Annotated in this window: 14 protein-coding genes and 2 pseudogenes; 7 read left to right on the forward strand and 9 right to left on the reverse strand. The window is 68.9% G+C overall.

The window, feature by feature from the left end:
• Positions 1 to 2 precede the first annotated feature (2 nt).
• The 3 genes from ACFQBT_RS13300 to ahcY form a co-directional block, all read right to left on the reverse strand.
• The gene (locus tag ACFQBT_RS13300; protein WP_377823348.1) at positions 3 to 908 is read right to left on the reverse strand and encodes a HAMP domain-containing protein; all 906 of its coding nucleotides are present in this window, start codon (positions 906 to 908) and stop codon (positions 3 to 5) included.
• 16 nt (positions 909 to 924) lie between these two features.
• Positions 925 to 1611, reverse strand: a complete 687-nt coding sequence (gene mtrA / locus ACFQBT_RS13305; RefSeq protein WP_377823350.1) for an MtrAB system response regulator MtrA — start codon at positions 1609 to 1611, stop codon at positions 925 to 927.
• 191 nt (positions 1612 to 1802) lie between these two features.
• Positions 1803 to 3254 (reverse strand): adenosylhomocysteinase, encoded by a 1452-nt coding sequence (gene ahcY, locus ACFQBT_RS13310; RefSeq protein WP_377823351.1) that lies wholly within the window; start codon positions 3252 to 3254, stop codon positions 1803 to 1805.
• 254 nt (positions 3255 to 3508) lie between these two features.
• Here ahcY and ACFQBT_RS13315 point away from each other — a divergent pair, with 254 nt between their 5' ends.
• The 5 genes from ACFQBT_RS13315 to ilvA all read left to right on the forward strand — a co-directional run bounded on the left by ACFQBT_RS13315 (position 3509) and on the right by ilvA (position 6470).
• Positions 3509 to 4150, forward strand: coding sequence for a DUF6801 domain-containing protein (locus tag ACFQBT_RS13315; RefSeq protein WP_377823353.1), 642 nt, complete (start codon positions 3509 to 3511; stop codon positions 4148 to 4150).
• Between the two features lie 158 nt (positions 4151 to 4308).
• Complete coding sequence (locus ACFQBT_RS13320) at positions 4309 to 4626, forward strand: hypothetical protein (RefSeq protein ID WP_377823355.1); 318 nt, start codon at positions 4309 to 4311, stop codon at positions 4624 to 4626.
• Positions 4623 to 4898, forward strand: coding sequence for a hypothetical protein (locus ACFQBT_RS13325; protein WP_377823356.1), 276 nt, complete (start codon positions 4623 to 4625; stop codon positions 4896 to 4898). Before ACFQBT_RS13320 ends, ACFQBT_RS13325 begins: the two co-directional genes overlap by 4 nt.
• Positions 4899 to 4995: 97 nt before the next feature.
• On the forward strand, positions 4996 to 5130 hold the full coding sequence (locus ACFQBT_RS13330; protein WP_377823358.1) for a hypothetical protein: 135 nt from the start codon (positions 4996 to 4998) through the stop codon (positions 5128 to 5130).
• 59 nt (positions 5131 to 5189) lie between these two features.
• Positions 5190 to 6470 carry a threonine ammonia-lyase IlvA gene (gene ilvA / locus ACFQBT_RS13335; protein ID WP_377823359.1) on the forward strand — a complete coding sequence of 427 codons (1281 nt, stop codon included), beginning with the start codon at positions 5190 to 5192 and terminating at the stop codon, positions 6468 to 6470.
• On the opposite strand, the pseudogene ACFQBT_RS13340 reads toward ilvA, so the two are convergent.
• From ACFQBT_RS13340 to ACFQBT_RS13365, 6 genes and pseudogenes are all read right to left on the reverse strand, one after another.
• Positions 6448 to 7436: pseudogene (locus ACFQBT_RS13340) on the reverse strand (cation diffusion facilitator family transporter). The gene ilvA and the pseudogene ACFQBT_RS13340 sit on opposite strands and share 23 nt — an antisense overlap.
• A gap of 30 nt (positions 7437 to 7466) precedes the next feature.
• Positions 7467 to 8846: a mycothione reductase gene (mtr, locus tag ACFQBT_RS13345; protein ID WP_377823360.1), complete on the reverse strand. Its 1380-nt coding sequence runs from the start codon at positions 8844 to 8846 to the stop codon at positions 7467 to 7469.
• A gap of 22 nt (positions 8847 to 8868) precedes the next feature.
• Positions 8869 to 10032 (reverse strand): SIS domain-containing protein, encoded by a 1164-nt coding sequence (locus ACFQBT_RS13350; protein ID WP_377823361.1) that lies wholly within the window; start codon positions 10030 to 10032, stop codon positions 8869 to 8871.
• 20 nt (positions 10033 to 10052) lie between these two features.
• Positions 10053 to 10259 carry a Trm112 family protein gene (locus tag ACFQBT_RS13355; RefSeq protein WP_377823363.1) on the reverse strand — a complete coding sequence of 69 codons (207 nt, stop codon included), beginning with the start codon at positions 10257 to 10259 and terminating at the stop codon, positions 10053 to 10055.
• Between the two features lie 11 nt (positions 10260 to 10270).
• A pseudogene (locus tag ACFQBT_RS13360) lies at positions 10271 to 11700 on the reverse strand (phosphomannomutase/phosphoglucomutase).
• Between the two features lie 38 nt (positions 11701 to 11738).
• Complete coding sequence (locus ACFQBT_RS13365; RefSeq protein WP_377823365.1) at positions 11739 to 12068, reverse strand: DUF3499 domain-containing protein; 330 nt, start codon at positions 12066 to 12068, stop codon at positions 11739 to 11741.
• A 139-nt stretch (positions 12069 to 12207) separates the two neighbouring features.
• Between ACFQBT_RS13365 and ACFQBT_RS13370 the strand changes: the two genes are divergently transcribed.
• Positions 12208 to 12597: a metallopeptidase family protein gene (locus ACFQBT_RS13370; RefSeq protein WP_377823367.1), complete on the forward strand. Its 390-nt coding sequence runs from the start codon at positions 12208 to 12210 to the stop codon at positions 12595 to 12597.
• Positions 12594 to 13412, forward strand: coding sequence for an SDR family oxidoreductase (locus ACFQBT_RS13375; RefSeq protein WP_377823369.1), 819 nt, complete (start codon positions 12594 to 12596; stop codon positions 13410 to 13412). The genes ACFQBT_RS13370 and ACFQBT_RS13375 overlap by 4 nt, the downstream gene beginning before the upstream one ends.
• Position 13413 lies beyond the last annotated feature (1 nt).

A 13413-nucleotide genomic window follows, 5' to 3' on the forward strand; every position in this document is an offset into this window, starting at 1 on the left:
CGTCAGGGGGTACGCAACTCGTGCGAGACATCGGAGGTGAACCGTTGCTGCAGGGTGGACAGATCCTCCAACTGCCGGATCTGCCGCTGCAGGCTGTCCGCCATGGCGTTGAACGAGGTCGCCAACCGGGCCAGGTCGTCCTCGCCGCCGGCCGGCATGCGTTCGTTCAGTGCACCGGCACTGAGTCGTTCGGCCACGTGGGCCGCCGAACGTACCGGCGCCACGACCATCCGGGTCACCAGGTAGGCCAGCGCTGCGAGCGCCAGCACCAAGGCGATACCGCCGAAGACGAACGTGTTGCGCACGATCGTCAGGCTCTGCGCTTCCACGTCCATGGGGAAGATGAAGTACAGGTCGTAGGCGCCGGCATTGGGCACTTCCAGCCGGCTGCCGATCAGGACCGCCGGCACCGTGCTGCGACCCTCACTGTCGGGGACGGTGATGATCTTGACCTGCTCGTGATCCGGATCCTCCTTCAGGGCAAGGCGGATGTCCGACGGGATCATGTCCGGGTCGGCACCCTGGGTGCTGACGTCACCGAGGGACACCGCCGTGTTGCCCTCCGCCTGGATGATGACCACCCTGCGCGAGGTGTCCGAGCCCGGCGATGCGACCTGCTGTGCGATCTGTCGGGCGGCCACCCGCAACGACGTGAGGTCGGTGCGGTCGCCGTTGGAGAACGTGTTCTGGGCGATCTGCCGCTGGGACTGCGCTTCCTGCTGGGCGGAGTTGATCGCATTGGTGACCAGACCGTCGGCGATGCGCTGGTACATGTACGAACCGATGGCGACGGTGAACAACGCGCCGACGATCGTCGTGATCGCCACGACCCGGAAGTGCACGGATCGGCGCCAGAACCGGGCCAGCCGGCCGACCGGAGCGCTGATCAGCCGCCCGAGTGACCCCACGGGAGCAACCGGACGCTCAGGCGGGGGCGCCGGCCTTGTAGCCGACTCCCCGCACCGTCAGCACGATCTCCGGATGCTCCGGATCGTGCTCGATCTTGGCCCGCAGCCGTTGCACGTGCACGTTGACCAGGCGGGTGTCTCCGGCGTGCCGGTAACCCCACACCTTCTGCAGCAGCTCCTCGCGGCTGAACACCTTCCACGGTTTGCGCGCAAGGGTGACGACCAGGTCGAACTCCAGCGGCGTCAGCGCGATCACTTCGTCGCCGCGGTGCACCGAGTGCCCCGTGATGTCGATGGACAACGGACCGATCTGCAGGGTGTCGTCGCCGCCTTCGCGCTCGTCAGTGCGGCGCAGACGGGCGTGAACCCGGGCGATGAGTTCCTGCGGTTTGAACGGCTTGGTGATGTAGTCATCGGCCCCCGCGTCGAGACCCGCGACGACGTCGACCGTGTCGGTGCGCGCCGTGAGCATCACGATCGGTACGCCGGACTCGGCGCGCAACTGCTGGCACACCTGCACCCCGTCGAGGCCGGGCAGCATCACATCCAGCAGGACGACATCGGGCTTGAAAGCGCGGAACGCCTCGAGGGCGCCGCTTCCGTCGGGGCAGTGGCCGACGTCCCAGCCCTCACCCCGCAGCACGATGCCCAGCATTTCGGCCAGCGACGGATCGTCATCGACCACCAGTACCCGCGCGTTCATATTGTCCCAAGTGTCACATACGCAGGTGGGGTACGCCGATCAGCCCGGTGATCGGCGTACCCCCACGTGCCGGGTGGCAAACCCGTCCTATGTGGAGTCGACCTATGGAGCCGACTCCTCGAACCTCGGCATCCGGCCGCCGACTCCGCTGCGCTCCGCCGACAACCTCCGCCTCGCTCTTCGTCGTCGACTCAGTAGCGGTAGTGCTCCGGCTTGTACGGACCGGCCACGTCAACGCCCAGGTACTCGGCCTGCGCCTTGGTCAGCTCGGTCAGGTTCACACCGAGCGCACCCAGGTGCAGCCGGGCGACCTTCTCGTCAAGGTGCTTGGGCAGCACGTAGACCTGCTTGTCGTAGTCGCCGTTCTTGGTGAACAGCTCGATCTGGGCGATGGTCTGGTTGGAGAAGCTGTTGGACATCACGAAGCTGGGGTGCCCGGTGGCGTTGCCGAGGTTCATCAACCGGCCCTCGGACAGCACGATGATGCTGTCGCCGTTCTCGAAGGTCCACTCGTGCACCTGCGGCTTGATCTGCGTCTTGGTCACGCCTGGGACCTTGGCCAGGCCGGCCATGTCGATCTCGTTGTCGAAGTGACCGATGTTGGACACGATCGCCTTGTTCTTCATCTTCGTCATGTGCTCGGCGCGGATCACGTCGTAGCAACCGGTGGTGGTGACGTAGATGTCGGCGATGTCGAGGACGTCCTCCAGGCGAGCGACCTGGAAGCCTTCCATGGCTGCCTGCAGCGCACAGATGGGGTCGACCTCGGTCACGATGACCCGGGCACCCTGGCCGGCGAGGGACTGCGCGCAGCCCTTGCCGACGTCGCCGTACCCGCAGACCACGGCGACCTTGCCGCCGATCAGCACGTCGGTCGCACGGTTCAGCCCGTCGATGAGGCTGTGCCGGCAGCCGTACTTGTTGTCGAACTTGGACTTGGTGACCGAGTCGTTGACGTTGATGGCCGGGAAGAGCAGGTCACCGGTCTTCGCCAGCTCGTAGAGGCGGTGGACGCCGGTCGTGGTCTCCTCGGTGACGCCGCGGATGCCCTCGGCGACGGTGGTCCACTTCTTCGGGTCCTCGGCGATCGTGCGGCGCACCAGCTCCTTGAAGACGCCGAACTCCTCCGAGTCCTCCTCGGTGGTGGCCGGCACGGCACCGGCGATCTCCCACTCGCGGCCCTTGTGGACCAGCATCGTGGCGTCGCCGCCGTCGTCCAGGATCATGTTCGGGCCCTGCTCGCCGGGCCAGGTCAGGATCTGCTCGGTGCAGTCCCAGTACTCCGGCAGGCTCTCGCCCTTCCAGGCGAAGACCGGAACACCCTGCGGGTCCTCGGGCGTGCCGTTCGGGCCGACGACGACCGCTGCCGCTGCTTCATCCTGGGTCGAGAAGATGTTGCAGGATGCCCAGCGGACCTGTGCCCCCAGAGCGACCAGCGTCTCGATGAGGACAGCGGTCTGGACGGTCATGTGCAGCGACCCCGCGATGCGGGCACCGCGCAGCGGCTGGGCGGCGGCGTACTCTTCGCGCAGCGCCATCAGGCCGGGCATCTCGTGCTCGGCGAGGCGGATCTGGTGCCGCCCGGCCTCGGCAAGGGACAGGTCGGCAACCTTGAAGTCGAAGGTCTTGGTGTCTACGGACATAGGTGAACTCCTGGTGATGGGGCGGTGGACTACCCGGCGCTGCCCTTCTGGGCCTCGCTACTGCGGCGGTCATCACCCGCGCCGGCCAGACGATTCTAGCGAGATATGGCCAGACTCCCGATTCCCGGGCGCGCGTCACCGGAATGATCATTTTCCGCCAAGGCCTTGTGATCCAGCTCACGCTGACGCCATCATCGCCCTTACTTACGTAAACGTAAGTGTAGGTCCGAGTACCAGTGAGCACAGGAGATCGCATGCACATCGCCCTTCGAAGGACCGCCACCGGCCTCGGCGCCGCAGCGCTGGCCGTTTCGGCCTTTGCGTTCGCGCCGGGTGCGGCCCACGCCGCCCTGCCGCTGGCCGCCAACGCGAACGCCCTCCCGGCAACCGCCGTCACCTCGACGACCACCTCGCTGAAATACGACTGCTCCACCTGGAAAGCCGGCCTGAAGATCGGGCTGGGGACGTGGGCCGCTTCCGTCACGGTGACGGCACCGCTGACGGCCGCACGCGGAGCCACCGTGACCGCGACCTCGGTCGGCGCCGCGATCACCGTTCCCTCGGGCACCACATCGACCCTGCGCTTGCTCGGCATCGCCACGCTGACCGGCAGTGCAACGGTCTGGTACTCCGCAACGGGTGCGGTCAGCAATCCCGGCAACCGCAGCACCGTGGTCAACGTCCCGACGGTGAAGGTGCCTTCGGGTGGCTCGTTCCCGGTCAGCCTGACCGGCGGACCCATCTCCGAGACCGCGGCGTCGACGGCGGGGACCGCGACGTTCAACATCGGCGGTCTGGCCAGCACCCTGAAGACGAACAACGGCAAGACCCTGCCCATCGCCTGTACCCCGTCCGCGGGCCAGTCCCTGGTGGTTCTCAGCGTCGCGGTCAGGTAGATCCGCGCACTGGGGCGGCCGGTTCGCGGCCCGGTTGCACCGGGCGCGAACCGGCCGTCAGCTCACCTCTTGTGATTTACGACACACCGTGCCATGGTAGGTCCACCTACGTAACCGTAACCAGCTCTGGACGGTGTCCAGATATCGCAGGAGGCTTCATGAATTCCGCTGTACGCCGCGCCGCCGTTCTCCTCGGAGCGGGCGCCCTCGTGGCTTCCGCCTCGGCGCTCGTGACGCCGGCCGCCCACGCCGCCGGGACTGGTTCCGGGCAGTACAACTGCACCTCGACCCTGAAGGGCAGCACGATCCCGGTCGGTACCTGGACTGCCGCGGTCGCGGCATTCAGCCCGTCGTCGGTCGCCAAGGGCGCCACGATCTCCACCCCCTGGTCACCGGGATCATCAGCGCTCCGGCGCAGGCCACCGCGCTGCTGCAGTCCAAGGGAATCTCCGTCCTTCAGGGGACGACCACCGTGAAGTACACGGCGACCGGTGCGGTGGCGAAACCGGGTGCGCGCAGCACCAACGTCGCCGCACCGCTGGCTGTCGTGCCACCGGCGGGCAACGCCCTGGGTGTGGCCCTGGTCGGCGGACCGATCACCGACACCGCGGCCACCAAGGCCGGCACCGTCACCTACGCGGTGACCTCGGTGTCCGGCACGTTCAAAACCAACAAGGGCACGACCCTGCCGATCAACTGCACCCCGGTCGGCGGTCCGGTCACGATCGCGACCGTGGCGGTCAAGTAGGCGGGCCCGTCCGTCCCACCTCGGCGTCAGCGGCGTCGTCCCTCGCCGGGCGGCGCCGCTGACGTATTTTTCGCCCGGTCGCGGCCTCCTGATTGCCATGACCACCGCCCGACGCACCGGATATCACCTCGGTGTCTACGTGCTGGCCCTGCTGATACTGCTCGGTGTCACCCGCGTCGTCGATGCATCCGCGCACCAGGCACCATCACCGAGCGTGACCCAGACCCCGTGAGCCCGCCCGGCATCTGAACCGACGAGGTGGCCACCCGCCGGGACCACGACAATGGAGTCATGCAGTCCCGGACCGATACCTCCGCACCGGTCACCGCCGCCGACGTCGACGCGGCGGCAGACCGTTTGCACTCCGTGGTCCGCCCGACCGCGCTGGAGTTCAGCCCGCGCCTGTCGTTGCTGACCGGGGCCCGGGTCTACCTGAAACGCGAAGACCTGCAGTCGGTGCGGTCCTACAAGGTGCGCGGTGCGTTCAACCTGATGACCGGCCTCGACGCCGACGCCCGCCGAACCGGTGTCGTGTGCGCGAGCGCGGGAAACCATGCGCAGGGGGTCGCCCTGGCCTGCCGCTCCCTGGAGATCCCCGGGCGGATCTACCTGCCGCGCAACACTCCCCGCCAGAAGCGCAACCGGATCGAGCACCACGGCGGCCCGTGGGTCGAGTTGCACCTCGTGGGCAGCACCTTCGACGAGGCGGCCGAAGCGGCGGCCGCCGACGCGACCAGCAGCGGACGCACCCTCGTCCCGCCGTTCGATCACCCGCTGGTCATCGCCGGGCAGGGCACGATTGCCCGGGAGATCCTGGACCAGCTCGGCGAGCCGCCCGCGCTCGTCGTACTCCCCATCGGCGGCGGGGGCCTGGCGGCCGGGGTCACCCAGTACCTCGCCGAGCGACAGCCCGGTGTGCGTGTTCTCGGCGTCGAACCCGCTGGTGCTGCTTCGATGACCGCAGCACTGGCCGCCGGGCGCCCGGTCACGATCGACACCATCGATCCGTTCGTCGACGGCGCCGCGGTGCGGACCGCGGGATCACTCACCAGCGCGATCCTGCGCACCCATGACGTCCCGGTGCGGACCGTGGCCGAAGGGCACATCTGCACCGAGATGATCGAGCTCTACCAGAACGAGGGCATCATCACCGAGCCGGCGGGTGCGCTCGCCGCGGCGGCCGTGACCGACCCGGACGCGGCGCCGCTGCCGGTCCAGGCCGGTGACGCGGTCGTGGTGGTGGTCTCCGGCGGCAACAACGACCTGTCGCGCTACGGGGAGATCGTCGAACGCTCGCTCGTCCACCAAGGGCTCAAGCACTACTTCCTGGTCAACTTCTCCCAGGAGCCCGGCGCCCTGCGCCGCTTCCTCGACGAGGTCCTGGGACCGGATGAGGACATCGTGTTGTTCGAGTACGTGAAGCGGAACAATCGCGAGACCGGCCCGGCCCTGGTCGGGATCGAACTGGCCCGCGCGGCAGACGTTTCCGACCTTCTGCACCGGATGGCGCAGACGCCCCTGGAGATCGAACGCCTGGACCCCGGATCGGTCAGCTTCCGCTTCCTGACCTGATGTGCCCGATCGAATCGGCGCCGGCCTCCCCCGTGTCGAGCGCCGGTTCGAGATAGATCAGCAACTCCATGTCCGGCTGCGCGGTCCGCGCCGCTGTCTCCGCCGCATCGATCGCGGCCGAGATCTCCTGCCCGGAGTCGCCGGTGTCGACCGCGATCTTGGCGGCCACCAGGAGTTCGTCCGGACCCAGGTGCAGCGTCTTGAGGTGGATAACCCGGTCGATCATGTCGACCGACTCGATCGCATCGCGGATGGATCGCACCCGCTCCGGCGCCGCACCCTCACCGATCAACAACGACTTCATCTCGATCGCCAACACCACGGCGACCGCAACCAGCAGCAGGCCGATCATCGCGGTGCCGGCGGCGTCCCAGCGCGCATCCTGGGTGATGATGGCCAGGCCCACGCCGAACAGTGCGAACAGCAAACCGATGAGGGCGGCGAAGTCCTCCAGGAGAACCACCGGGAGTTCGGGGGCTTTGGCCCCCGCACATAGCGCACCCACGACACACTTCCCCGGGTGTGGTTGGCCTCGCCGATCGCCGTACGGAAGGAGAAACCCTCCATCCCGATCGCCACCACGAGGACCAGCAGCGGCACCCACCACCACTGCTGATCGGTCCCCGGTCGCTCGCCGTGACCCGAAACCGCTTCGTGCCACTTGTGATACGCCTCGTACAGCGCGAAGAGCCCGCCGATCGTGAAGAGCACGATCGAGACGATGAAGGCGTAGACGTAGCGTTCGCGGCCGTAACCGAACGGGTGGTTCACGTCGGCCGAGCGCTTGGCCTTCTTGCCCCCCACCAGCAACAACAACTGATTGCCGGAGTCGGCGAAGGAGTGCACCGCCTCGGCCAACATCGAGGACATCCCCGTGAGCAGGTAGGCGACCAGCTTGGTCAGCGCGATCCCCAGGTTCGCCGACAGCGCGGCGATGATGGCCTTGTTTCCTCCGCCGGTGGACATAACCGGCAGTCTAGGGCCGCTGCTGCGGCGTCAGCCGCCGAAATCCAGACCCAACAGCGCGTTCTCGATCACCTCGGCCAGCGCCGGGTGGATCCAGTACTGCCCGCGGGCCATCTGGTGCACGCCCAGCCCGAAAGACATCGCCTGGATGAGCTGCTGGATCAGGCTGCTGGCGTCCGGGCCCATCAGGTGGGCGCCGAGCAGCTCACCGGTCCGCCGGTCGGCGACGAGTTTGACGAAGCCGGTCGTGTCCTCCATCGCCCAGCCGTAGGCCACGTCGCCGTACATCTGGGTCTTGGTCACCACGTCGTGACCGGCGTCGCGAGCCTGGCGCTCGGTGAGCCCGACCCCGGCCAGTTGGGGATGGGTGAAGACCGCCGAGGGCACGAACCGGTGGTCCATGCTGCGCAGTTGCCGCGGGTGGGCCAGGTTGTGCGCCACGACGCGGGCCTCGTGGTTGGCGACGTGTTTGAGCTGGTACGGCGAACTGACGTCTCCCAGCGCCCACACGCCTTCGGCGCTGGTCCGGCCGTACTCGTCGACGACGACGCGCCCGTCGGGGTGCGTGGCAACGCCGGCCGCGGGTAGGTCCAGGTCCTCCGTGTTAGGGGCACGGCCGGTCGCAACCAGCAGGATGTCGCCGGTCACCGACTCGCCGGTGGTGAGATCGACGGTGACCCCGGCGGCGTCCTGCCGGGCGGCGATCACCTCGGCGGACGGGTGCAGGTCCCATCGCTGCGCGGCCAGCTCGGTGAACGCGGTCGAGATGTCCTCATCGGTCTGACGCAACAGGGCCGCGCCCCGGCTGACCACGCTGATCTGGACACCGAATGCGGAAAACACGTGCGCGAACTCCGCCGCGATGTAGCCGCCGCCGAGAATCACGATGCGCGAGGGCAATTCGTCGATTCGCATGATGTTCTCGTTGGTGTAGTACGTGACGCCGGACTGCGCGACCGGCTCGGGAATGATGGGACTCGAACCGGTTGCGATCACGACCTGGTCGGCCGTCAGGTCATGGTCGCGGCCATCGACGGTGACCGTCAGCGCCCGCGATCCGGTGAACCGCGCCGACCCGAGATAGGCCGTCGTATTGGGCCCGTTGGCCCGGTAGTCCTTGCCGCCTTCGGAGATCGGGTCGATCCGGGCGAAGACCCGGTCGCGGATGTCACGCCAGCGGATGGCGTCGATGTGCGCATCGATCCCGTACGTCGCGGCGGACCTGATCTGCTCGGCCACTTCCGCGGCGTAGACGAACATCTTGGTCGGGATGCACCCCACGTTGAGACAGGTGCCGCCGAAGACGCCGCGCTCGATGATCGCGACCCGTTTGCCGTCGAAGTCGGGGGTGATGATCGAGTTGCCGGAGCCGGAGCCGATGACGGCCAGGTCGAAGTGCTCGCTAGTCACCCCGCCAGCGTAGGAGGAGCGATCACAGTCCTTTCGCGCGCACCCGTTCGAGGTAGTCGGCCAGATGCGGCGACACCGACGGATCGACACCCAGGCCGAGGGCGACGTACGTCGCGGCGAAGTCGGTGAGTGCCACGTGCTCGGCCAATCGGGCAATGGGCGGACCGGGCGCGGTGCGGTGCTCCACCACGGTCGCGCCCGCGTCCCGGGCGGTCTCCAAGAGGGAGTCGGTGAGCGCGTCGGCGGTCTGCGCGGGTTCGGCGTCGCGCAACATGACCACCCCGAGCGCCGGTTGCTCCGGTCCGTCGAGGAACGGGTCGGCGAAGATGTCCTTGGTGGGCGCCACCCCGGCGCCGCCGCCGGCGGTGAAGGGGCCGTCGAAGAGCGCGACCACCTGGGATGCGGTGTCCGGCAGTTCGCCCCACGTGGCCGGGATGCGCGCCGTACGCGAAAGCATGGACACCGCCCGCAGCGCCGCGACGCCGGTCAGCGGGCCGTCGCCGAGCACCACCGGCACGCTCTCGGCCACCGACAGTGCCATCGACTTGGCAGGATTCACGAACGACTCGGAACTGGGCCGGCACGCGTCAGCCCACTCGTTGAGCCGCTCGGCGGCGGCCGCGAGCGCGTCGTCGGGAACGTCGACCAGGCCCAGCCGGTCCCCCGCCATCAGGACCGGGGTCAACAACGACCACAGCGACGTTCGGCTGGAGGTGCGACCTCGGCCGACGTCCACGTGCACGCCACGGGCTTGACGACTGATGTCGGCCAGAACGGAATCCTGCGCGCCGACCGTGAGCAGCGAAGCGCCCCGCCGGGCGGCCTCGGCGGCCACGGCCACCGGCCCGTCCGCGGCGCCGGACAGGGACACGGCAACGACCAGATCCAGCGGGCCGACCCAGGCCGGCACCGGGACGTTGCGCCGCACGGTCACCGGCACCGGGGAACCCTGCTCAGCAAGGGCCTGCAGGATGTCTGCGACGACGGCACTGCCGCCGAGGGCGCTGACCAGGACGCTGCGCGGCCGCTCGCCGTACGCAACCTGGTCGATCCCGGCCTCGTGGGCCAGGGCCATGGATTCCCGGACCTGCGCGCCGGCGGTGGCCAGGGCCCTCAGGGTGCCGCGTGAGTCACGAGCCGCGATCTGCTCCGCATCGTCGATCCAGGTCTCTTCCAGTCGGGGCATCCGCGGAGCGTCCTCGTGGCTCAGACGGTGAAGACGCGCGCTTGGTCAGCCAGCAGGACCGGGATGCCGTCCTGGATCGGATAACCCCGGCGCTGACCGGGCGCTTCGCAGTCCTGCGCGCATTGCAGTTCGGCCGTCCCGTCGGGGGCGGTGGCGTCGATCAGGTCGTGTTTGCCGATGGGGCAGCGCAGGATCTCACGCAGCCAAGGTTCGATGACGTCGCTCACAAGTGGTCAGCCTAATCAGTCGACGCACGGATCAACGGCAGGACCGCGTCACGAATCGCGCTCATGGTCGGCTCGTCGGCCGCTTCGACATTCAGCCGGAGCAGCGGTTCGGTGTTGCTCGCACGAAGGTTCAGCCACCACATGGGCGTGCCGTCGAAGGTCAGCGTCGTGCCGTCGAGGGTGTCCGTCGCGAGGTCTCCCCGGCGTGGGCCACCGCCCACCGCCGGACCCGTTCGGTGGCCGCTGCGGCGTCGCTGACCGTGGAGTTGATCTCCCCGGAGGCGACGTACCGCTGGAACTGCCCGACCAGCGCTGACAGGGGCTGGTCGGTCTCGCCGAGGGCGGCCAGCAGGTGCATCGCGGCCAGCATGCCGGTATCGGCGAACCAGAAGTCGCGGAAGTAGTAGTGCGCCGAGTGCTCCCCGCCGAACACCGCGTTGTGCCGGGCCATCTCGGCTTTGATGAACGAGTGACCGACCCGCGTACGCACCGGCTTGGCGCCGGTCTCGGCGACGATCTGGGGTACGGCGGCCGAGGAGATCAGGTTGTGAACGATGCTGATCTCGCCGACCGGGACGCCCGCGGCGACCTCCCGGGCAATCTCCCGTGTCGCGACCAGCGCCGTGATCGCCGAGGGGTTGACCGGTTCGCCGCGCTCGTCGACCGCGAAACACCGGTCGGCATCACCGTCGAAGGCCAGTCCCACGTCGGCGCCGTGCCGGACCACCGCGTCCTGCAGGTCGACCAGGTTGGCCGGCTCCAGGGGGTTGGCCTCGTGGTTGGGGAACGTACCGTCGAGTTCGAAATAGAGCGGCACGATCTCGATCGGCAGCTTCGGTAGTCCCGCGTCAGTGCCGAGCACGGCGGGCACGGTGTAACCGCCCATTCCGTTGCCCGCATCCACGACGACCTTCAGGGGGCGGATGCCGCTCAGGTCGACCAGTCCGCGCAGGTAGGCGGCGTACTCGGGCAGCACATCGCGAGTGGTGACCGTGCCCGCGACGGCGGCCTCGACAAGCGGCTGGCCGTCGACTTGTCCCTGGGCCAGGTCGCGGATCTGGGCCAGTCCGGTCTCCAGGCTGATCGGTCGCGCGCCGGCGCGGCACAGCTTGATCCCGTTGTACCGGGCCGGGTTGTGACTGGCCGTGAACATCGCGCCGGGCCGGTCGAGCGCACCACTGGCGTAGTACAGGCCGTCGGTCGAGCACAGGCCGATGACCGTGACGTCCACGCCCTGCGTCGCGGCGCCGCGCGCGAACGCCTCGCTCAACGCCGGGGAACTGGGCCGCATGTCGTGGCCGACGACGATGCCGCCGGCACCGTCGGGCCCGGCGACGACGACGGCGAACGCAGCACCGAAGGCTTCGGCGACCGACTCGTTGAGTTGCTCGGGGACGACGCCGCGTACGTCGTAGGCCTTGACGAAGGAGGCGAGATCCACAGTGGTGGAGCCTAACCGGACGCAGCGCCGCGGCGGGGTCAGACCAAGCGAAGAGCCGGACGGGCCGGCGCGACAGCGGCGGGCGCGGCCGGCGTGACCCGTCCGGCTTCCCGTACGGCGTCGGCCAGGGCCAGCAGGTCGTCGTCGCTGGGTTGCGGCTCCTGTTCCTCGACGGCCAACCGCACCACGGTCCAACCCCGCGGCACGGTGAGCCGGGCGGCATGCACAGCGCACAGGTCGTACGTGTGGGGCTCGGCGTGGGTGGCAAGGGGGCCGACGACTGCGGTGCCCTCGGACTGCACGAAGGTCAGGGTCGCAACAGCCCCGGCGTTGCACGCCGTTCGATCGCACTGCCGCTTCAACCGCACCGCACGTCCTTTCGCAAACCCGAGTCCCTACGCGTCACAGGCCGATCCACAGCCAGGCGCTTCCCGATGCTAGGTCACGGAGGGCACCCGGTCGTGGCGGCGCGCGGCACGGCCGGTCGGGGTGATCTAGAGTCTTTTCATGCAGCACAACCGGCACGGGCGCGGAATCCGCGGCCCGCTCGCCTGGCCTCCGGTGCCTGCCATGCGCCCTCGAGCAGCGCTGTTCGATGAGTTGGTGCTCGACGCTCTCGAACGCATCGAGGCCCGCCTGGGCAAGCCGCTCGGCCTGATCGAACTGGCCGTCGAGGACGTCCCGCCCAGCGACCCCGCTCCGTGGGAGACGCAGATCGCCCTGGCCCGCACGTTCCCGGCCGAGCACGGCAATCCCGCGCGGGTGGTCCTCTACCGCCGGCCGATCGAGTCGCGCACGGTCCGCGAGGAAGAGCTGGCTGACCTGATCGACGAGGTGGTGACCGAGCAGGTTGCCGATCTGATCGGCGTACCCCCTGAGGACCTGGGTCGCGAGTGACGGATCCCACGGACACTCCGTCGCTGGTCACCTATGTTCCCGGCCTCGGTCGCCGCCCGATCCTGGTCACGGGAGCCTCGGGAATCCTCGGGGGTGCGGTGGTCGGCGAACTGGCGGCATCGCACACGCCGGTGCGACCGGCCGGCCGGTGCCCGGACGCCGCGCAGCTGGCGGACGGATGGGTGTCGGCCGACCTCGCCCTCGGCACCGGCCTGGAAACTGCCCTGAACGATGTTGCGGCCGTGATCCATTGCGCCACAGACCCATCCGATGCCCAGCGGGTAGATGTCGACGGCACGCGAAATCTCATTGCCGCCATGCAGCGGCACAATCCCGCAGCCCGACTGGTGCATGTGTCCATCGTGGGGGTGTTCGACAACCCGTTGCCCTACTACCGGGCCAAGGCCGACGCCGAGCGTCTGGTGTACGACGCGCCGGTGCCGCACGTCGTAGCCCGGGCGACGCAGTTCCACTCGTTCGTCCACGACCTGTTGCGCCCCCGCGCCGGAGTGACCATGGGGGTCTCCGGTTTGCGGTTCGCGCCCATCGATCCGCACTGGTTGGCCGCGCGGTTGGTCGACCTCGCCCTGGCCGAGGACCCGCCCGAACTGTCCCAGTACGCCGGGCCGGAGACCTTCACCTTCCAGGAGTTGGCGGCACTGACCGCTCACGTCGAGGGCCGCCGTACGCCTTTCCGGCTGCCGGCGCCGGCCATCGGCGCGACCCTGCGCGCGTTCCGGGACGGCAGCAACCTGCCCGGCCCGACCGCGCAGCGGGGCGGATCGACGTACGCCGAGTGGCTGGCTTCGCGCTAGT

This window comes from Branchiibius cervicis (genome assembly GCF_042661605.1).
Classification (GTDB): domain Bacteria; phylum Actinomycetota; class Actinomycetes; order Actinomycetales; family Dermatophilaceae; genus Branchiibius; species Branchiibius cervicis.